General features: G+C 65.1%; 18 protein-coding genes. 15 read left to right on the top strand and 3 right to left on the bottom strand.

Annotated features, from left to right (window positions below; genetic code table 11):
• Positions 1 to 87: 87 nt before the first annotated feature.
• Positions 88 to 1,653, bottom strand: a complete 1,566-nt coding sequence (locus BMI87_RS09350) for an NAD(P)H-hydrate dehydratase (RefSeq protein ID WP_078520903.1) — start codon at positions 1,651 to 1,653, stop codon at positions 88 to 90.
• 186 nt (positions 1,654 to 1,839) lie between these two features.
• Here BMI87_RS09350 and BMI87_RS09345 point away from each other — a divergent pair, with 186 nt between their 5' ends.
• The 15 genes from BMI87_RS09345 to cysE all read left to right on the top strand — a co-directional run bounded on the left by BMI87_RS09345 (position 1,840) and on the right by cysE (position 16,095).
• A complete protein-coding gene (locus tag BMI87_RS09345; RefSeq protein WP_075775041.1) occupies positions 1,840 to 2,178 on the top strand; it encodes a P-II family nitrogen regulator in 339 nt (112 codons plus the stop codon).
• Positions 2,179 to 2,249: 71 nt separating this feature from the next.
• Positions 2,250 to 3,656, top strand: a complete 1,407-nt coding sequence (gene glnA, locus BMI87_RS09340; RefSeq protein WP_078520902.1) for a type I glutamate--ammonia ligase — start codon at positions 2,250 to 2,252, stop codon at positions 3,654 to 3,656.
• 297 nt (positions 3,657 to 3,953) lie between these two features.
• Complete coding sequence (locus tag BMI87_RS09335) at positions 3,954 to 4,385, top strand: glyoxalase superfamily protein (RefSeq protein ID WP_078520901.1); 432 nt, start codon at positions 3,954 to 3,956, stop codon at positions 4,383 to 4,385.
• Positions 4,386 to 4,466: 81 nt separating this feature from the next.
• Entirely contained in the window at positions 4,467 to 5,021 is a 555-nt protein-coding gene (locus tag BMI87_RS09330) for a sugar O-acetyltransferase (RefSeq protein ID WP_078520900.1), read from the top strand.
• Positions 5,022 to 5,085: 64 nt separating this feature from the next.
• A complete protein-coding gene (gene fabD, locus BMI87_RS09325) occupies positions 5,086 to 6,015 on the top strand; it encodes an ACP S-malonyltransferase (protein ID WP_078520899.1) in 930 nt (309 codons plus the stop codon).
• 221 nt (positions 6,016 to 6,236) lie between these two features.
• On the top strand, positions 6,237 to 6,974 hold the full coding sequence (gene fabG, locus BMI87_RS09320; protein ID WP_078521048.1) for a 3-oxoacyl-[acyl-carrier-protein] reductase: 738 nt from the start codon (positions 6,237 to 6,239) through the stop codon (positions 6,972 to 6,974).
• A 215-nt stretch (positions 6,975 to 7,189) separates the two neighbouring features.
• A complete protein-coding gene (locus BMI87_RS09315) occupies positions 7,190 to 7,423 on the top strand; it encodes an acyl carrier protein (protein WP_075775036.1) in 234 nt (77 codons plus the stop codon).
• Positions 7,424 to 7,531: 108 nt separating this feature from the next.
• Complete coding sequence (thpR, locus tag BMI87_RS09310) at positions 7,532 to 8,104, top strand: RNA 2',3'-cyclic phosphodiesterase (protein WP_078520898.1); 573 nt, start codon at positions 7,532 to 7,534, stop codon at positions 8,102 to 8,104.
• 120 nt (positions 8,105 to 8,224) lie between these two features.
• Positions 8,225 to 9,652: a GGDEF domain-containing protein gene (locus BMI87_RS09305; protein WP_078520897.1), complete on the top strand. Its 1,428-nt coding sequence runs from the start codon at positions 8,225 to 8,227 to the stop codon at positions 9,650 to 9,652.
• A 96-nt stretch (positions 9,653 to 9,748) separates the two neighbouring features.
• Positions 9,749 to 11,011, top strand: coding sequence for a beta-ketoacyl-ACP synthase II (gene fabF / locus BMI87_RS09300; RefSeq protein WP_078520896.1), 1,263 nt, complete (start codon positions 9,749 to 9,751; stop codon positions 11,009 to 11,011).
• On the top strand, positions 11,011 to 12,177 hold the full coding sequence (gene mltG, locus BMI87_RS09295; protein ID WP_078520895.1) for an endolytic transglycosylase MltG: 1,167 nt from the start codon (positions 11,011 to 11,013) through the stop codon (positions 12,175 to 12,177). Before fabF ends, mltG begins: the two co-directional genes overlap by 1 nt.
• Positions 12,178 to 12,376: 199 nt before the next feature.
• A complete protein-coding gene (locus BMI87_RS09290) occupies positions 12,377 to 12,640 on the top strand; it encodes a hypothetical protein (protein ID WP_168175183.1) in 264 nt (87 codons plus the stop codon).
• On the top strand, positions 12,595 to 14,913 hold the full coding sequence (locus BMI87_RS09285; RefSeq protein ID WP_168175182.1) for a glycoside hydrolase TIM-barrel-like domain-containing protein: 2,319 nt from the start codon (positions 12,595 to 12,597) through the stop codon (positions 14,911 to 14,913). Before BMI87_RS09290 ends, BMI87_RS09285 begins: the two co-directional genes overlap by 46 nt.
• Before the next feature lies 1 nt (position 14,914).
• Positions 14,915 to 15,259 (top strand): hypothetical protein, encoded by a 345-nt coding sequence (locus BMI87_RS09280; RefSeq protein WP_078520892.1) that lies wholly within the window; start codon positions 14,915 to 14,917, stop codon positions 15,257 to 15,259.
• A 29-nt stretch (positions 15,260 to 15,288) separates the two neighbouring features.
• Positions 15,289 to 16,095: a serine O-acetyltransferase gene (gene cysE / locus BMI87_RS09275; RefSeq protein ID WP_078520891.1), complete on the top strand. Its 807-nt coding sequence runs from the start codon at positions 15,289 to 15,291 to the stop codon at positions 16,093 to 16,095.
• 198 nt (positions 16,096 to 16,293) lie between these two features.
• Here cysE and BMI87_RS09270 read toward each other — a convergent pair whose 3' ends face one another.
• Together BMI87_RS09270 and BMI87_RS09265 are read right to left on the bottom strand one after the other, a co-directional pair.
• Positions 16,294 to 17,664 (bottom strand): pyruvate dehydrogenase complex dihydrolipoamide acetyltransferase, encoded by a 1,371-nt coding sequence (locus BMI87_RS09270; RefSeq protein WP_078520890.1) that lies wholly within the window; start codon positions 17,662 to 17,664, stop codon positions 16,294 to 16,296.
• Between the two features lie 12 nt (positions 17,665 to 17,676).
• A complete protein-coding gene (locus BMI87_RS09265) occupies positions 17,677 to 19,065 on the bottom strand; it encodes a pyruvate dehydrogenase complex E1 component subunit beta (RefSeq protein WP_078520889.1) in 1,389 nt (462 codons plus the stop codon).
• Positions 19,066 to 19,077 lie beyond the last annotated feature (12 nt).

Here is a 19,077-nt window from a genome sequence, read left to right as displayed (position 1 = left end):
ACGCGGTGAGGGGCATCATTGATTGATGTCAATTTTGCGCGAGACAGGTCGAAAAAGCTGCGCGGGCAGCCGGGCGCGCGGGTGGCCTCAGCCCTGCGCCATCAGCGCGCGCAGCACCTGCGGGACCGCTTCGGGGAGGTCTTCGGCGATCAGGCCGGGGCCGAAGTGGCGCGCGGCCTCGACATGGAGCCAGGCGGCGGAGGTCGCGGCGTCGAAGGGTTTGAACCCGCGCGCAAGTAGCCCCGCGATCAACCCCGCCAGCACATCGCCCGCGCCCGCGGTCGCAAGCCAAGGCGCCGCGCGATCCTGCGTCGCCGAATGCAGCGCGACGCGCCCGTCGGTGCCCGCAATCGCGGTATCCGCCCCTTTGAGCAGCACCGTGCAGCCCGCGCGCGCAGCGGCTTCGCGGGTTGCGTCCAGTTTGGAATAGCTTGGATCGTCGCCTGACAGTTTCTCGGCCAGATCGGGGAAAAGTTTTTTGAATTCGCCCGGATGCGGGGTCAGCACGCAGGTCGCGTGAAGCTGGCCGAAGAGCACGCTCGGATCCTCGGCAAAGGTGCTGAGCGCATCGGCATCCAGCACCGTCGCCCGTTTGCCCCAAAGGGCCGCCGGCACCATCTCCTGCGCGCGGGCCATACCCAGACCGGGGCCGAGGCAGAGCGCGTTTAGCCGCTCATCGCTCAGCATCCCGCGCAAGGAATAGGCGTCGGGTAGGGCGCTCAGCATGATCGCGTCGAGATGGGCGGCATTCTCGGCCAGCGCCTTGGGCGGGCAGGCGAGTGTCACCAGCCCCGCGCCGATCCTGAGCGCCGCGCGCGCCGCCATCCGTGCAGCCCCGCCTTTGCCGGCACCACCCGAGAGCACCAGCGCATGACCGTGGCTGTATTTGTGGCCGGTCTGCTTCATCAGGAAATGCGACGGGCGGTCGATCAGGCGTGCGGCGCCCGCAATCGCATCCTGCGGCAGGCCGATATCGGTCACGACCAGATCGCCGCGCATCGACGCGCCGCCGCCGGGCCGGTCGGGCCCATCCGAGGGATCGAGGTAATGGCCGCATTTCGCGCGGTGGAAGCTGACGGTCAGATCGGCAGGGAAAGCGCCGCCGAGATTGCGCCCGCTATCCGAGGAAATCCCGCTGGGAATATCGACCGCGACAAAGCGCGGGCGCGGTCCCGAGGGATTGGAAAAGCGCCGCGGGTAAATCCCGCGCCATGTCTTGGCCGTGTCGTCGGGCATCGGACGGGTCAGGCCGGTGCCGAACAAAGCGTCGATCACCAGCCCGCCCTCCATATCGTCGATCCGGTCCTCGATCGCGGCATCGTCCCACGGCAGGACCGCGCCAATCTGCGCCCAGCGGTCGTGATTGGTCTGCGCATCGGGGGGCAGGCGGGTCGGGTCGCCATAGGCGTAACAGGCGATGGTCCAGCCGCGCTCGGCCAGAAGCCGTGCGATCACATAGCCGTCGCCGCCATTATTGCCCGGACCGCACAAAACCACCGCCTGCGAGGGCCCCGGATCGGGCCAGCGCGAGAAGATCGCCGTGACGACGCTTTCACCGGCGCGCTCCATCAATTCAAGGCCTGTCACCGCGCCGCTCTCGATCTCGGCGCGTTCGCATTGGCGCATTTGGCTCGCGGTCAGGATTTCGGGCATGGTCCTCGGGTCTTCAAAGGAATCGTTTTCAAACTGCTGCTTTTTTGTGCTACTTGCACGAATTGCGGGCGCGGCTTTCGGAATTCCGATCCCCTTTTCGCTCCCGTCCAGCCTAGCCGATTGCGGGGGCTTTGGGAAAGTGGTCTGAGGGGGTCGGAACGAAGACCTGACGGAGGAGTCGGCGGCATGAAAAAGGTGGAGGCGATCATCAAGCCCTTCAAACTCGATGAAGTGAAAGAAGCACTTCAGGAAGTTGGTATTCAGGGCCTTTCGGTGATCGAGGTGAAAGGGTTCGGGCGCCAGAAGGGCCATACCGAGCTTTATCGCGGCGCCGAATATGTCGTGGATTTCCTGCCCAAGGTGAAGATCGAGATGGTGCTGCCCGACGACCTCGTCGACGCCGCCATCGAAGCGATCACGAATGCCGCGCGCACCGAGAAGATCGGCGACGGCAAGATCTTCGTCTCTCCGATGGAGCAGGCGATCCGTATCCGCACCGGCGAGTCGGGCGACGACGCGCTGTAACTTCCGCCATTCCCGCCGGGCCTCGTTGCGGGTCCGGGGATAACCCAAGCTCAACGAAAGGGTAATGTGACATGAGCATCAAGGACGCTCTCAAACTGATGAAGGACGAAGACGTCGAATACGTCGACGTTCGCTTCACCGATCCGCGCGGCAAGCTGCAGCACGTGACGCTGATGCATACCGAGGTCGACGAAGATTTCTTCGAAGAAGGCTTCATGTTCGACGGCTCCTCGATCGCGGGCTGGAAGTCGATCGATCAGTCCGACATGAAACTGATCCCGGACGCGTCCTCGGTCTATATCGACCCCTTCTACGCCGAGAAAACCATGTGTGTGCACTGCACCGTGGTCGAGCCCGACACCGGCGAACCCTATGCCCGCGACCCGCGCGGCACCGCCGAGAAGGCCGAAGCCTATCTCGTCGCCTCGGGCATCGGTGACTCGGCCTTCTTCGGTCCGGAAGCGGAATTCTTCCTGTTCGACGACGTGAAGTTCTCGGTCTCGATGAACAAGGTCTCCTACGAGGTCGACGCGCTCGACGCGGCCTGGAACACCGACACCGATTACGAGATGGGCAACATGGGCCATCGTCCGGGCGTCAAGGGCGGCTACTTCCCGGTCAACCCGGTGGATGACGCGCAGGACCTGCGTTCGGAAATGCTCTCGACCATGAAGCGCATGGGCATGAAGGTCGACAAGCACCACCACGAAGTGGCCTCGTGCCAGCACGAGCTGGGCCTGATCTTCGGGACGCTGACCAAGCAGGCCGACGACATCCAGAAGTACAAATACGTGATCCACAACGTGGCGCACGCCTATGGCAAATCGGCGACCTTCATGCCGAAGCCGATCGCGGGCGACAACGGCACCGGCATGCACGTGAACATGTCGATCTGGAAAGACGGCAAGCCGCTCTTCGCAGGCGACAAATACGCCGACCTGTCGCAGGAAGCGCTGTATTTCATCGGCGGTATCCTGAAGCACGCGAAGTCGCTCAACGCCTTCACCAACCCGTCGACCAACTCCTACAAGCGTCTGATCCCGGGCTTCGAGGCTCCGGTTCTGCGCGCGTATTCGGCTCGCAACCGCTCGGGTTGTGTCCGTATTCCGTGGGCTGAATCCCCCAAGGCAAAGCGCGTCGAAGCCCGTTTCCCCGATCCGTCGGCGAACCCCTACCTGTGCTTCTCGGCTCTGCTGATGGCTGGCCTCGACGGCATCAAGAACAAGATCGATCCGGGCCCGTCCTCGGACAAAGACCTCTACGATCTGCCGCCGGAAGAACTGGCCTCGATCCCGACCGTTTGCGCCTCGCTGCGTGAAGCGCTCGAGACGCTGGAAGCCGATCACGAGTTCCTGCTGGCCGGTGACGTGTTCACCAAGGACCAGATCGAGGGCTACATCGCACTGAAGTGGGAAGAAGTGTACGCGTTCGAGCACACCCCCCACCCGGTGGAATACAAGTACTACTACTCCTGCTAAACGGGAGAGGGACAGTGATAGGAAGGGGCGTCCGGTCGGGCGCCCCTTTCGCTTTGGGCCAGAGATATCTTTGGGCCTGAGATATGGCGGTTTCGCATCGGCGGACGCAGGGTAAAGCCGCATCCCTTGACAGACGCACCCGCGCCGCCCATCTGTCGGGCCTTGGCTGCCGGATGCCTGCCGCCCGCGGGGGGTGACCCTTGGTGAAATCCGGTTCACGATCGCTCTCCGTTCTTTCGGGGGCTCTTCGGCAATGCGGGCCCCGAAGCGGTGGATCATCCCCGTGGAGACGAGACAATGACTGTGAAGACAGTGAAAGACGTGAAGGCGCAGGCGCGCCGGTTGAGCGAGGCGATGGCGCGCGCGGGCAATCCCGTTGCGCTGTCGAAAGCCTATGAGCTGACCGCGCAGGCGGCGGGTCATGCGGATTGGAACACGATGGTGGCGGCGCTGCGACGTGCCGAACCGGCAGCGCAAGCGAAGGGCTATGCCTTGGGTGACGCGGTGCGCGGGCGCTATCTGGGCCATCCGGTGAGCGGGCGCGTCCATGCGCTGCGCCGCAAGGGCGCGACCCATTACGACATCGAGATCGCGCTGGACGAGCCGGTCGATGTGGTTGAAAGCCCCGCCTTTTCCTCGATGCGGCGGCGCGTGCGCGCGACCATCGGTGCGGATGGGCGTTCGATCGGGCGGCGCTCCGACGGGATCGCGCATCTCGAACTGGACTGAGGAGAAGGGGCGCATCCAGCGCCCCTTTTTCTTTGCGCGCGACTGGGGCAGGATCATCCGGCGAGATGGCGGGGAGGGATCATGCGCTCTGAGAAGGACAAGATGCTGGCGGGCGAATTGTATCGCGCCGAGGGCCCGGAGATCGAAGCCGATGTGGCACGGGCCGCGGCGTGGATGGATCGGTTCAACGCCACCGTCGGGCACAGTGCCGAAGAGTGCCATGCGCTGCTGACGGAGCTGTTCGCGGACGTGGGGCAGGGCGCGCGCATTCGCCCGCCATTTCATTGCGATTACGGCAGCAATATCCGGCTCGGGGCTGGGGTCTTCCTGAATTACGACTGTGTCATTCTCGATGTGGTTGCGGTGACGATCGGCGATCGCACGCAGATCGGGCCGAAGGTGCAAATCCTGACTGCCGATCATCCCCGCGATCCGGAGGCCCGCCGGACGGGGCTAGAATTCGGGCGGCCCGTGCGGATGGGCGAAGATGTCTGGATCGGCGGCGGCGCTATCCTTCTGCCGGGGATTGCGATTGGCGATGGTGCGTTGATCGGTGCGGGGGCCGTCGTGACGCGCGATGTGCCTGCGGGCGCTACGGTCGCGGGCAACCCGGCGCGGATCATCGGCAAGGCTTAGCGAAACTTGCCCCGCCGCGCCCTTCTCGCTAAGGGAAACCAAAGATCAATCAGGAGGATCAGGCATGAGCCGCGCATTCGTATTCCCCGGTCAGGGTGCACAGGTCAACGGCATGGGCAAGGCACTGGCCGACGCCTATCCCGCGTCGAAAGCGGTGTTCGAGGAGGTCGATGAGGCGCTCGGGCAAAAGCTGAGCACGCTCATCTGGGAAGGCGAGCAGGACGAGCTGACGCTGACCGCCAACGCGCAGCCCGCGCTGATGGCGACCTCGATTGCGGCTTTGCGCGCGCTGGAGGCCGAAGGCCATGCAGTCACCGATGCGGCTTATGTCGCGGGTCACTCGCTGGGCGAATATTCGGCGCTTTGTGCGGCGGGTTCGCTGAGCCTGGCCGACACCGCGCGTCTGCTGCGCGTGCGCGGCGATGCGATGCAATCGGCGGTGCCGGTGGGCGTGGGCGCGATGGCCGCGATCCTCGGGCTCGATTTTGAGGCCGCGTCGAAAGTCGCAGCCGAGGCGGCGCAGGGCGAGGTCTGTCAGGCCGCGAACGACAACGATCCGAGCCAGGTCGTGATCTCGGGCGACAAGGCGGCGGTCGAACGCGCCACGGTGCTTGCCAAGGAAGCGGGCGCGAAGCGGGCCGTGATGCTGCCGGTCTCCGCCCCGTTCCACTGCGCGCTGATGCAGCCTGCCGCGGATGCGATGGATGCCGCGCTGGCGGGCGTCGAGATCAAGGCGCCGGTGGTGCCGCTGGTCGCCAATGTCCGCGCCGAAGCGGTGAGCGACCCGGCTCTGATCCGCGAGCTGCTGGTCGAGCAGGTCACGGGCTCGGTGCGCTGGCGCGAGAGCGTGGCGTGGATGGCCGGTCAGGGCGTCGACGAGATCTGGGAAATCGGCGCGGGCAAGGCGCTGTCGGGCATGATCCGCCGGATCGCGAAAGAGGTGACCTGCCGCGCAGTCGGCGCGCCGGAGGATATCGCTGCGCTGAAAGGCTGAGGGCCGCGCCGGGGGATCCTCCCCCGGACCCCCTGGGATATTTCCGCCAAGAGGAAGCGCAGGCCGACCGGTTCGAAATCGAATTGGTCGGCTTTTTCATACGTTTGTGATCGCGATGCGCCTGTCGCTTTGATGCGCGCAACCATGGCGTGTGGCACTTAGAGTTCCCTAACGGCGCTTTCGCTGCTAAGAGAGCGCCAACTTAGATAAGAGGTAGCATGATGTTCGATCTGAAAGGCAAACGCGCGCTTGTCACCGGGGCTTCTGGCGGGATCGGCGCCGAGATTGCGCGGGCCCTCCATGCGGGCGGTGCGTCGGTGGCACTGTCGGGCACGCGGGTCGAGCCGCTCGAGGCACTGGCTGCTGAGCTGGGCGAGGGCGCCTATGTCTGCCCGGCGAATCTGAGCGATCCGGAATCGGTCGAGGCGCTGCCGAAAGCGGCGATCGAGGCGATGGGCGGCTTGGATATCCTCGTGAACAATGCCGGCATCACGCGGGACCAGCTGACGATGCGGATGTCGGACGAGGATTGGCAATCGGTGATCGACGTGAACCTGACGGCGGCGTTCCGCCTGATGCGTGCGGTTCTCCGCCCGATGATGAAAGCGCGCTGGGGCCGGATCATCAACATCACCTCGGTGGTCGGGCAGACCGGCAATCCCGGTCAGGTGAACTATGCGGCCGCCAAGGCGGGTCTTGTCGGCGCGTCGAAATCGCTCGCGCAGGAAGTCGCGACGCGCGGCGTGACGGTGAACTGCGTGGCGCCGGGCTTCATCGAGACGCCGATGACGGAAAAGCTCACCGAGGCCCAGAAGGACGCGATCCTGTCGGGTATCCCGGCCGGGCGCATGGGCACGCCGGAAGAAATCGCGGCTGCGGTGCGCTACATCGCAAGTCCCGAGGCGGGCTACGTCACCGGTGCGGTGCTGCACGTCAATGGCGGCGGGACGATGGCCTGACGTCTTTGTGACCCTAGGGCACGAAGGCCTTTGATAGGATAGAGAAACGTCTTGCCATGGGCCACGGCAATCGCTAAGAGCGCTGCAGACGGGCCGGGCGTAAAAGCCACGGCTCTGAATTGCGGTCTTCGGGTTGACCCGGGGCGCGCGGGTTGAGACGCTCGTATTCGAGCAAGCATGAACGGGCTAGGCCCTATAAACTTTGAGGAATTGACATGAGCGACATCGCTGATCGCGTGAAGAAGATCGTCGTGGAGCATCTCGGCGTGGAAGAGGACAAGGTCACTGAGAGCGCCTCGTTCATCGACGACCTCGGTGCGGACAGCCTCGACACGGTCGAGCTGGTCATGGCCTTCGAAGAAGAGTTCGGCATCGAGATCCCCGATGACGCCGCCGAGAACATTCAGACCGTCGGCGATGCGGTGAAATTCATCTCGGAAGCGCAGTAAGCCTTTTACGGCTGACGCTGAGAGAGAGTTAAGGGCGGCGCTTCGGGGAACCGGAGCGCCGCTTTTCTTTTGCGCAAAGCGCGTGCGCCTGCGCTCGGGAGAGGGAAGATGCGGAGTTTCGTCGCGATCGAGCTGCCCGAGGCGCATGTCGAGGCCATCGAGCGGTTGCAGCAGGCGCTCGGCGCGGGCCGGATCGTGCAGCCCGAGAACCTGCATCTGACGCTGGCCTTTCTCGACGAGATCGACGCAGGCCAGCTCGAGGCGCTGGACGAGGGGCTGCTGGCCATCGACTGGGCGCCCGGGCCGGAGGTGGTGCTGGCGGGGCTGGAGATTTTCGGCAGTGCCGCGCGACCGGAGGCGCTGGTGCTGGGCGTGCAGGCCGATCCCAACCTCGATCGCTGGCACCGCGCGGTGATGAGCGCTGCGCGTCTGGCGGAGATCGACCTGCCGCGGCGGCGGTTTCGTCCGCATGTCACCCTGGCGCGGTTCGGCAAGCGCGCATCTCCGGGGGATTTGCTGCGGCTGGGGCGACTCATGGCGGCGGAAGGCGCTGTGAAGCTGCCCGCTTTCACGCCCGAGCAGGTGGCGTTGATCCAGTCCACGCTGGGACACGGGCCGCCGCGGCATGACGTTTTAATGCGCTATCCGGATGAAAAATCTGTGCAATTCGCGAAGACCTGACCGAAAGTGCAATCGTGCCCGCGCGGCTGTTAACCCTTCGTTAACGAATTAGGCGTCCCTTGGAGAGGTCGCGGGTGCTTATGTAAAACGCCCTTCTGCCCGCGCAGTTGAGGTCACGTTATGTCTGTGTTTCGCCGGGCTCGGGTTCTGATCCGTCCTCTTTTGGTTTTCGCCGCCGCGCTTGCGGGGTTGGCTCTGCTGGCGCAGATGGCCACCGCGCTGTCGGGCGAGGATATGGTCGTGCGCGCGCTCACGTCGTGGAACGCGATGGGCGCGTGGACGGCGTTGGCCATTCTGGCGATGGCGGGCGCGATTGCGTTTCGGCGCGAGGCGCCGAATGTGGCGCGCGGGCTGGCGGCGGGAACGCTGTTGCTGTGCCTGTTTTCGAACTTTGCAGAGGTCTATGACCTGAGCGGCGCGGGGGCGATCGGGGGAGGCGCGGCCGCGCTCCTGGGGATCACCGCGGCGGGGTTCTTCGCGCTGGAGGCGGGTGCTTATCTGTTTGGAACGATTGCCTATCTGACGGTGTTCGGCGGGGCTTTGATGTACCTGCTGTCGCACAGTATCGCGACCAGCCGGCTGGCGGAGGGCGTGTCGATCGGGGCGGCGCTGGCGATCATGTGTCTCGCCTATGCGGGGCTCATCTGCCGCAGCGATCGTGGGGTGATGCGGGTGCTGCTCAACGAGCATGCCTCGGGGCGGCAGGCACGGGCGCAGATGCTTCTGGGGGTCGTCGCGCCCTTCCTGCTGGGCACGTTCTACCTGCTCAGCGATCAGGGGAGTCAGGTGCGCGCGGAGCTGCTGTTGCTGGTCGCGACCATCGTGGGGGTGAATATCGGGCTGATCATCCTGATGGCCGTGTCACTGGAGCGGGTGGATCATGCGCGGCGCAAGGCCGAGCGGGAGCTGGTGAACCGGGCGATGCGCGACGGGCTGACGGGGCTGTTCAACCGGGAGATGCTCGGGCGGCGTTTCGCGCAGTATTTCACGCAGGGGATGCGCGAGCAGGTGCCTTTCACGGCGCTGATGGTCGATCTCGACCATTTCAAGCAGATCAACGATCTGGGCGGGCATTCTCTGGGCGATCGCGTTCTGCGCCGCACGGCGCGGGCGATGCGGGCGCAGCTGCGGCTGGAGGATACGATGGCGCGGGTCGGCGGCGAGGAATTCTCGGTGATCCTGCCGGGGGCAGGGCTGGTCGAGGCGCTCGAAGTGGCGGAGCGGCTGCGCGCCTGTGTGGCGGGGCTGCGTTTCGAGGATCAGTACGGCGCGGCGCTGCAGGTCACTGTCTCGATCGGGGTGGCCGAATGGGAGCGCGGCGAGGAGCTGCGGAGCCTCTATGCGCGCGCCGACGGGGCGCTCTACGCGGCGAAGAATGGCGGGCGCGACCGGGTGTTGCTGGCGCCGCCCACCGCTCAGATGCGCTGTACCGCGCAGGCGTTGCCGCCCCTGAGCGCGGGGCGGGCGCCGACGGCTGTGCCGACGCTCCCGGCACGGCACCGGCTCGCGCCCCGCAACGCTAGCCCCCTCACGCGCCGTCCGTCCTGAACGGTAACCCGCCTGTCGCAATGGGTTATGATTGCGCCTTTGCGCGCCCCCGTGTATCAGGTCTGCCAAGATATTTGGCTGAGAAAGAGGTCGGGCATGCGTCGGGTAGTAGTCACGGGTCTGGGAATGGTCACGCCGCTGGCTTGCGGCGTCGAGGAGACCTGGTCGCGGCTTATCGCGGGACAATCGGGGGCGGGCGCGATCTCGCGCTTCGATGCGTCCAATGTGACCACGAAATACGCCTGCGAGATTCCGCTGGGCGACGGGTCCGACGGCACATTCAATGCCGATGACTGGATGGAGCCGAAAGAGCAGCGCAAGGTCGACGATTTCATCCTCTACGGGATGACCGCGGCGACGCAGGCGGTGAAGGATTCCGGCTGGGAGCCGCAGGACGAAGAGAGCCGTCTGCGCACCGGTGTGATGATCGGCTCGGGGATCGGCGGCCTCAGCTCGATCGCGGATACGGCCGTACTGATCAAGGAAAAGGGCGTCCGCCGGGTCAGCCCGTTCTTCATTCCGGGCGCGCTGATCAACCTCGTCTCGGGACAGGTCTCGATCCGCTTCGGCTTCAAGGGGCCGAACCATGCGGTCGTGACCGCCTGTTCGACCGGCGCGCATGCGATTGGCGATGCCGCGCGTCTGATCATGCTCGGCGATGCCGATGTGATGGTCGCGGGCGGCGCGGAGAGCCCGATCTCGGAGATCGGCATCGCGGGCTTCAACGCCTGTAAGGCGCTGTCCACGAAGCGCGGCAACGAGCCGGAGGCTGCGAGCCGTCCGTGGGATGCCGATCGCGACGGGTTCGTGATGGGCGAGGGCGCGGGTTGCGTCGTGCTGGAGGAATACGAGCACGCCAAGGCGCGCGGCGCGAAGATCTATGCCGAAGTGCTGGGCTATGGCCTGTCGGGCGACGCCTATCACATCACCGCGCCGTCCGAGGATGGCGATGGCGGCTTCCGCGCGATGAAAGCCGCGCTGGAGCGGGCCGATCTGAACCCCGATCAAGTGGATTACATCAACGCGCATGGCACCTCGACCATGGCCGACGTGATCGAGCTGGGCGCGGTGCAGCGCCTGCTGGGCGATGCGGCAAGCAAAGCCACGATGAGCTCGACCAAGTCGTCGGTCGGCCACCTTCTGGGCGCTGCGGGCGCTGTGGAAGCGATCTTCTCGATCCTCGCGATCCGCGATCAGATCGCACCGCCGACGCTGAACCTGGAAAATCCGCCGGAAGAGGCCGTGATCGACCTCGCGCCGAAGGCCGCGGTCAAGCGCAAGATCGACGTCGCGCTGTCCAACAGCTTCGGCTTCGGCGGCACCAATGCGAGCCTCGTGATGGGCAAGGTGGATAGCTGATGTGGCGTAACATCGTCTCGAATTTCCTGACGCTGCTGATCGTCATTCTCGTCGCTCTGGGCGGGTTGGTCGCCTGGGCGAAGAACCAATATGTCGAGCCGGGCCCGCTGGCCGAGGCGATGTGTCTGCGCGTCGCGCCGGGCGAAAGCCTGCAGGGCGTGTCGTCCAGTCTGAAAGACAAGGGGGCGATCTCGTCCTCCTATCTGTTCCGCACGGGCGCGCAATATGAGGAGAAGGCCGACAAGCTGAAATTCGGCTCCTACCTGATCGAGCCGAACGCCTCGATGCAGTCCATCGTGGGGCAGATCACGTCGGGCGGGCCTTCGACCTGCGGCTCGGAACTGGTGTTCCGGATCGGCGTGAACGGCAACGAAGTGCTGCTGCGCGAGCTGGACCCGACCACGGGCGATTATCAGAAGGTCGCGGAGTACAATCCCGAGAGCGAGAAGCCGCCCGAAGGGTTCGAGGACAAGGCCGACCGTGCCGATGTCCGCACCCGCGTGACGGTGGTCGACGGTGTGACCAGCTGGCAAATCGTGCAGGGGCTGCAGGAGGCGAGCTTCCTGTCGGGCAAGATCGACGGGGTGCCGGGCGAAGGCACGCTCGCACCTGACAGCTACGAGGTGACGCGCGGGGCCGACCGGCAAGCGCTGATCGGTCTGATGGCAGATCGCCAGTCGAAAATCCTCGCGGATGCCTGGGACGGACGCGCAGACGGGCTGCCCTATGACGATCCGCAGCAGGCGCTGACCATGGCGTCTATCGTCGAGAAGGAAACCGGTGTGCCTGAAGAGCGCCCGGAAGTCGCGAGCGTCTTCATCAACCGTCTCGAGAAGGGGATGCGGCTGCAGACCGACCCGACGGTGATCTACGGCGTGACCGAAGGCAAAGGGGTGCTAGGCCGCGGTCTGCGCCAGTCCGAGCTGCGCAAGGCCACGCCCTACAACACCTATGTCATCGACGGGCTGCCGCCCGGACCGATCGCGAATCCGGGCAAGGCGGCCATCGAGGCGGCGATGCATCCCGATTCGACCGACTACCTGTTCTTCGTGGCCGATGGCTCCGGCGGACATGCGTTCTCGAGCACGATCGAGGAGCATAACAAGAACGTAGCGAAGTGGCGCGAGATCGAGAAACAGCGTCAGGAAGATTCGTCAAGCAACTGATAAAGAAGAAAGAACCCCGGTTTTCGCCGGGGTTCTTTTTTGACTGGAGCGCACAACCCAGAATTTAGAGCTTGACTTTGCGAACGCTCTCGGGTAGAGATTTGGCATGCTAGGAGAAGTGGGTAAGCGCCGCGGGGAAACCCGACGGCGTTTTTTCATGTCTCTCGAACGGACCAACTTGGAACGGGTGGGTTCGTAAGTGATACAAGACAACAAGATGAACGAGGCGGGGGCGCCGGTCGATCTTCTGGATCAGACCGAAGCGCTCTATCGGGACGCGGCCGAGGAGCTGGCGCAGGCGCTGCAGGGGGTGCGGCGTGGCGACATATCCGAGGCGAAAGCGGCGGTGCAGGCGGTCAAGGACCTCCGCACCGCTTTTCATTGCTCGCGCTGCCCTGGATTTTCGAATTCTGGGCGTTGGATCATCAGCTTCCGCCCGAAGGGGATTGGAAGTCCTGGGTGATCATGGGCGGACGCGGCGCGGGCAAGACGCGGGCCGGGGCCGAGTGGGTGCGTGCGCAGGTGGAAGGCGCACGGCCGCTCGACCCCGGAAAGGCGCGGCGCGTGGCGCTGGTCGGCGAGACCTTCGATCAGGTGCGCGATGTGATGGTGATGGGGGAGAGCGGGATCTTGGCCAGCTCTCCGCCCGACCGCAGGCCCGACTGGGAGGCGGGGCGGCGTCGGCTCGTCTGGCCGAACGGGGCCACGGCGCAGGCCTTCTCGGCTCATGAGCCCGAGGCGCTGCGGGGGCCGCAATTCGACGCGGCCTGGGTCGATGAGATGGGCTGTGCGGCAATCGACAAGGGGACGAACGAGCCCAACAAGTTCCTCGACCCGAAAAGCTCGGAAAGCGCGCTGCCGCATTACTCGGATGGGCGGCGCGATGATTACATCCAGATGCAATATCTGCGGGCGATGACCGAGTATTGGGGGGAGGAGACCAACAATCCGATCTCGGAATATTACGGCGGACCGATGGTGGATATGGCACGCGCCCATTTCTGGGCGTGGGATGTCCGGCCCTATCCGCAATTTCCCGGTCTGCCGGAGGTATGGGACGACGCGGCGAACTACGCGCGGGGGCATTGGATTTCGGGGCGGGCGACAGCACAGCCTCTGGCGCATGTCGTAGGCGAGATTTGTGCGCTCGCGGGGGTCGAGGTGTTCGATGTGAGCGCGTTGCATGGGGTGGTGCGCGGATATGCGATGCGTGGGGGGATCACACCGCGCGGTGCGCTGCAGTCGCTGAGCCTGATCTACGGCTTCGATGCGGTGGAGCGCGACGGGGTGCTGGTGTTCCGGATGCGCGATGCGTCGGTCGATTCGGAGGTGGTGCCTCCGCTGCTGGCGCTGGATGGCGACGATCAGAGTCTGGAGGCGCGGCGTGCGCCGGAGGCGGAGATCGCGGGACGTGTGCGACTGGCCTATGTCGAGGCCGATGGTAGTTTCGAGACCCGCGCCGTGGAGGCGATTTTCCCCGACGAGGAAAACGGCCCTGCCTCTGCGAGTGAGGCGCCTCTGGCGCTGACGCGGGCGGAGGGAATGCGCGTGGTGAACCGCTGGCTCTCGGAGGCGCGGGTGGCGCGCGATACGGCGCAGTTCACGCTTCCGCCCTCGATGGGGTGGCTCGGGCCGGGGGATGTCGTGGTGCTGCAGACCGAGGAGGGCGCGCGGCGCTACCGGATCGACCGCATGGAGCGCGCCGAGGCGATCCGGGTGGAGGCGGTCCGGGTCGAGCCGGGAATCTATGAGGCCTCGGAAGAGACTGATGAGGTTGCGCGGATCGAGAGCTTCACGCCGCCTGTGCCGGTGACGCCGGTATTCCTTGATTTACCGTTGCTGACAGGCGCGGAAGACCCTTATGCGCCGCATCTGGCGGTGACGGCGAGCCCTTGGCCGGGGGCGGCAGCTTTGTATTCCGCCCTCGAGGATGCGGGCTATGCGCTGAATACCAGCATCGAGACGCAAGCCGCGATCGGGGTGACCCAGACGATCTTGCCGGATGCGCAAAGTGGGCTCTGGGATCGCGGGCCGAGCCTGCGCGTGAAGATGCTGTCGGGGGGCTTGGAAAGCGCGAGCGAAGAGGGCGTGCTGGCGGGGCTTAACGCGATGGCGATCGGGGATGGCTCATCGGATCGCTGGGAGGTGTTCCAGTTCCGGGCCGCCGAGCCGGTGGAGCCGGGCGTCTGGGATATCTCTTTTCGCTTGCGTGGGCAGGCGGGGAGCGATGCGCTGATGCCCGATGCCTGGCCGGAAGGCTCGGTGGTCGTGCTGCTCGACGGGACGCCGCGCCAGATCGAGGTGCCGCCGTCCGCGCGAAATCAAGCGCGTCACTACCGGGTGGGGCCTGCTGGTCGCGGCTATGATGACCCGACCTATATTCACACGGTTCAAGCCTTTGCGGGGATCGGGCTGCGGCCCTTGTCGCCCTGTCATTTGCGCGCGCAGGCGCTTGGCGGGGATCTGCGACTGAGTTGGGTGCGGAGGACGCGGATCGGGGGCGACGACTGGGAGGCGCTGGACGTGCCTTTGGGCGAGGTGTCGGAGCGCTATCGGGTGCGGGTACTCGAAGGGCAGGCGATCCGGCGCGAGGAGCTCGTGAGCGCACCGGATTGGACCTATGGCGCGGCAGAGCGCGCGGAAGACGGGATGATCGGCGCGCCGAGCTTCGAGGTGGCGCAGATCTCGGATGTCTTCGGGCCGGGACTGCCGGCGCGGCTGACCTGGACGGGGTGAGATGCGCGCGGTGCTGGACGGCGATCTGACGACGCTGGCGCGGGTGGTGATGCTCTGGCCCGATGCGCGGCGCATGGAGCGGCTTCAGCGGCTCCTCGACCGGGTTCATGCGGCGGACCTCTATTGCAAGCGATTCCGCCGCGCGCATCCGCACTGGGGGAACGGCTCGGTTCTGAGTATGGCGCTGGGCTCGCCGCGGGCGGAGGCGGGGCCGGGCGATCCGGGCTACCTGCGCGCGCTGGGCTGTGTCTGTGCGGGGATGGCCGCGTGGCGCTTGACGCGACAGCCCCTTAAGCGAAATGACAAAACGCCCCTTCCTCTATTCGCCGGAAAGCCTATGTGTTAAGTTCTTGCGCGCGAAGAGGGAGTAATCCGATGAACAAGCAGATGGCCAAAGTTGCAACCGTCGATCCGGTCTGGACGCAGATTTGCGACGAGGCGCGGGCTGCGGTGCGTGACGAGCCGCTTCTGGGGTCCTTGATCCATGCCGGGCTCTTGCATCATCCGACGCTCGAACGGGCGCTGGCCTATCGTTTCTCGATGAAACTGGCCTCGGCGGAGATGAGCGAGCAGCTTCTGCGTGAGATCGCCGAGGAAGCCTTTGCCGCCGATCCCGCCTTGGGGCAGGCGGCGCGAGCTGATCTGGTGGCCGTGCATGAGCGCGACCCGGCCTGCCACCGGCTGATCCAGCCGCTGTTGTTCTTCAAGGGGTTTCAGGCGCTGCAAAGCTACCGGATCGCGCATTGGCTGTTCACGAACGGTCGCCGCGACATGGCCTATTTCGTGCAGATGCGTACCTCCGAACTGTTCGGCGTGGACATTCATCCCGGCGCGAAGATCGGGCGCGGAATCATGATGGACCACGCCCATTCGATCGTGATCGGGGAAACGGCTGTCGTGGGCGACAATGTCTCGATGCTGCATTCGGTGACGCTTGGCGGGACCGGCAAGGAAGACGAAGAGCGTCACCCGAAGATCGGCAATGGTGTGCTGATCGGGGCTGGCGCGAAAGTGCTCGGCAATATCCATGTCGGCGATTACAGCCGGATCGCGGCGGGCTCGGTGGTGCTGGAAGACGTGCCGTGCTGCAAGACCGTCGCCGGGGTTCCCGCGAAGATCGTGGGCGAGGCGGGCTGCGACCGTCCCGCGCGCGAGATGGATCAGCTTTTGCACAGCAAGTGAGCGCATCTCAGATGGAATAGACAGGCGGGGCTTCGGCCCCGCTTTTTTCATGTCGCGAACAGGTCTGCGATGGGCGCGCTCGCGAATTCAGACCCGCTCCCATCTTCCCCTTGGTGGAAATATCCCTGGGGGTGAATTCGCGAATGCGAAAAGGGGGGCAGCGCCCCCCTTTCCAGCGTTTCAGACTGTGCGGCCCGATCAGGCCAGCATCAGCATCGGGTTCTCAAGGTTCTCGCAGATCGCCTTCATCAGCTCCGCGCCGAGGGCACCGTCGATCACGCGGTGATCGACCGAGAGCGTCATCGACATGACCGTGGCCACTTCGATCTCGCCTTCGGCATTCACGACCGGCTGCTTGATCCCGGCGCCGACGGCGAGGATCGCGCCGTGGGGCGGGTTGATGACCGCGTCGAAATTCTCGATCCCGAACATGCCAAGATTGGAGATCGCGAAGCTGCCGCCCTGATATTCATGCGGCGCGAGCTTGCGGTCGCGGGCACGGGTGGCGAGGTCCTTCATCTCCGCGGACAGCGTCGAGAGCGACTTCATCTCCGCATCCTTCAGCACCGGGGTGAACAGCCCGCCTTCGATTGCGACCGCAACGGCCACGTCCGAGGGCTTAAGCTTGAACACCTTGTCACCAGCCCAGACCGCATTCGCATCCGGCACCGATTGCAGCGCCAGCGCGCAGGCCTTGATGATGAAGTCGTTGACCGAGAGCTTCACGCCGCGCCCCTCGAGCTGCTTGTTGAGCTGCGAGCGGAATTTCATAAGCGCGTCGAGTTTGACCGAGCGGCGCAGATAGAAATGCGGGATCGTCTGCTTGGCCTCGGTGAGACGCGCGGCGATGGTCTTGCGCATCCCGTTAAGCTCGATCTCCTCGTAGTCGCGACCCTCGTACATCTTCGCGATGGTCGAGGAGGAGACGGATGCCGCTGCCGGGGCAGGGGCCGCCGCCTCTGCCTTCGGAGCGTCCGCCTTGGCCGGGGCTGCCTTGCCACCTTCGGCGGCTTCGACATCGGCCTTCACGATACGACCTTTCGGACCCGAGCCCTTGAGCGCGGCCAGATCGACGCCCTTGTCGGCGGCGATGCGGCGTGCGAGCGGCGAGGCGAAGACGCGCTTGCCATCCGCATCCTGCGGCGCGGCGGGCGCTTTTTCGGTCTTCGGCGCGGCGCTTGCACCTTTCGAGCCACCGGCTTTCGCGCCGCTTTTCTCGGCGGGCGCGTTGTCGGCGTCCTTGGTCTCTTTCGCATCCTCGGCGGCTTCGGCTTGCGCCTCGCCGGGAACGGGGCTCTCGGCCTCGTCCGCGGCGGAGGCATCCTCGCCTTCTTCCAGCAGCACGGCGATCGGGTCGTTGACCTTCACGCCCGAGGTGCCTTCCGAGACGAGGATCTTGCCGATCACGCCTTCATCCACGGCCTCGAATTCCATCGTGGCCTTGTCGGTCTCGATCTCGGCGATGATGTCGCCAGAGGAGACTTCGTCCCCCTCTTTCACGAGCCATTTCGCGAGCGTGCCTTCCTCCATCGTGGGCGACAGGGCGGGCATCAAAATCTGGGTTGCCATTGCGCTATCCCCTTACCGGTAGGTGACTTTTTTGACCGCATCGACGACCTCGTCCGAGGTCACGAGCGCCATTTTCTCGAGGTTCGCCGCGTAGGGCATGGGCACGTCCTTGCCGGTGCAGTTGATCACCGGCGCGTCGAGCCAGTCGAAGGCGCGCTCCATGATCACGGCCGACAGGTGGTTGCCGAAGCTTGCCACGGGGAAGCCTTCCTCGACGGTCACGCAGCGGTTGGTCTTGCGCACCGAGGCGAGCACCGTGTCGTAATCCACCGGGCGCAGGGTGCGCAGGTCGATCACTTCAGCGTCGATGCCCTCTTTCTCGAGCTTGTCTGCCGCTTCCAGAGCGTGGCTCATGCCGATGCCCCAGCTGACGATGGTGACATCCGACCCTTCGCGCCAGATTTTCGCCTTGCCGAAGGGGATGGTGAAGTCCTCCAGATCCGGCACCTCGAACGAACGCCCGTAGAGGATTTCGTTTTCGAGGAAGATCACCGGGTTCGGATCGCGGATCGCCGATTTCAGCAGGCCTTTCGCATCGGCTGCCGAGTAGGGCTGCACCACTTTCAGGCCCGGAACGCTGGCATACCATGCGCCGTAATCCTGGCTGTGCTGGGCCGCCACGCGGGCTGCCGCGCCGTTCGGGCCGCGGAACACCATCGGTGCGCCCATCTGGCCGCCCGACATATACAGCGTCTTCGCCGCCGAGTTGATGATCTGATCCATCGCCTGCATGGCGAAGTTGAAGGTCATGAATTCGACGATCGGGCGCAGTCCGCCGAAGGCCGCACCGACGCCGAGACCGGCGAAGCCATGCTCGGTGATGGGCGTGTCGATCACGCGGCGGTCGCCGAACTCGTCCAAGAGCCCTTGCGTGACCTTGTAGGCGCCTTGGTATTCGGCGACTTCCTCGCCCATCACGAAGACGGTGTCGTCGAAACGCATTTCCTCGGCCATCGCATCACGCAGCGCCTCGCGGACGGTCTGCGTCTTCATCGGCGTGCCTTCGGGCCAATCCGGCGTGGTGTCGGGCTTGGGCATGTCGTCGTCCGAGGATTTCGCCTGAGCGGGTGCCTTCGCGGGTTCGTCGCTCTCGTCGCTTTCAGCCGCATCCGAGCCAGTGCTCGGCGCTTCGGCCTCTTCCGCGGCGGAGGCATCTTCGCCTTCTTCCAGCATCACCGCGATCGGGTCGTTGACCTTCACGCCGGAAGTGCCTTCCGCGACGAGGATTTTGCCCAGCGTGCCTTCGTCGACCGCTTCGAACTCCATCGTGGCCTTGTCGGTCTCGATCTCGGCGATGATGTCACCGGCCGAAATCTCGTCGCCCTCTTTCTTGAGCCATTTCGCCAGCGTGCCCTCTTCCATCGTGGGCGAGAGCGCGGGCATCAGAATCTTGGTTGCCATCTGTCTTTCCCC

This window comes from Thioclava sp. F28-4, assembly GCF_002020045.1.
Lineage (GTDB): Bacteria > Pseudomonadota > Alphaproteobacteria > Rhodobacterales > Rhodobacteraceae > Thioclava > Thioclava sediminum.
Note: the sequence above shows the minus strand (reverse complement) of the source record. Positions and strands in the feature narration are given on the sequence as shown.

What these genes read in the sequence shown, in the direction of transcription:
- BMI87_RS09350 (WP_078520903.1), bottom strand. Translation starts at nt 1,653, where the DNA reads ATGCCCGAAATCCTGACCGCGAGCCAAATGCGCCAATGCGAACGCGCC.
- BMI87_RS09345 (WP_075775041.1), top strand. Translation starts at nt 1,840, where the DNA reads ATGAAAAAGGTGGAGGCGATCATCAAGCCCTTCAAACTCGATGAAGTG.
- glnA (WP_078520902.1), top strand. Translation starts at nt 2,250, where the DNA reads ATGAGCATCAAGGACGCTCTCAAACTGATGAAGGACGAAGACGTCGAA.
- BMI87_RS09335 (WP_078520901.1), top strand. Translation starts at nt 3,954, where the DNA reads ATGACTGTGAAGACAGTGAAAGACGTGAAGGCGCAGGCGCGCCGGTTG.
- BMI87_RS09330 (WP_078520900.1), top strand. Translation starts at nt 4,467, where the DNA reads ATGCGCTCTGAGAAGGACAAGATGCTGGCGGGCGAATTGTATCGCGCC.
- fabD (WP_078520899.1), top strand. Translation starts at nt 5,086, where the DNA reads ATGAGCCGCGCATTCGTATTCCCCGGTCAGGGTGCACAGGTCAACGGC.
- fabG (WP_078521048.1), top strand. Translation starts at nt 6,237, where the DNA reads ATGTTCGATCTGAAAGGCAAACGCGCGCTTGTCACCGGGGCTTCTGGC.
- BMI87_RS09315 (WP_075775036.1), top strand. Translation starts at nt 7,190, where the DNA reads ATGAGCGACATCGCTGATCGCGTGAAGAAGATCGTCGTGGAGCATCTC.
- thpR (WP_078520898.1), top strand. Translation starts at nt 7,532, where the DNA reads ATGCGGAGTTTCGTCGCGATCGAGCTGCCCGAGGCGCATGTCGAGGCC.
- BMI87_RS09305 (WP_078520897.1), top strand. Translation starts at nt 8,225, where the DNA reads ATGTCTGTGTTTCGCCGGGCTCGGGTTCTGATCCGTCCTCTTTTGGTT.
- fabF (WP_078520896.1), top strand. Translation starts at nt 9,749, where the DNA reads ATGCGTCGGGTAGTAGTCACGGGTCTGGGAATGGTCACGCCGCTGGCT.
- mltG (WP_078520895.1), top strand. Translation starts at nt 11,011, where the DNA reads ATGTGGCGTAACATCGTCTCGAATTTCCTGACGCTGCTGATCGTCATT.
- BMI87_RS09280 (WP_078520892.1), top strand. Translation starts at nt 14,915, where the DNA reads ATGCGCGCGGTGCTGGACGGCGATCTGACGACGCTGGCGCGGGTGGTG.
- cysE (WP_078520891.1), top strand. Translation starts at nt 15,289, where the DNA reads ATGAACAAGCAGATGGCCAAAGTTGCAACCGTCGATCCGGTCTGGACG.
- BMI87_RS09270 (WP_078520890.1), bottom strand. Translation starts at nt 17,664, where the DNA reads ATGGCAACCCAGATTTTGATGCCCGCCCTGTCGCCCACGATGGAGGAA.
- BMI87_RS09265 (WP_078520889.1), bottom strand. Translation starts at nt 19,065, where the DNA reads ATGGCAACCAAGATTCTGATGCCCGCGCTCTCGCCCACGATGGAAGAG.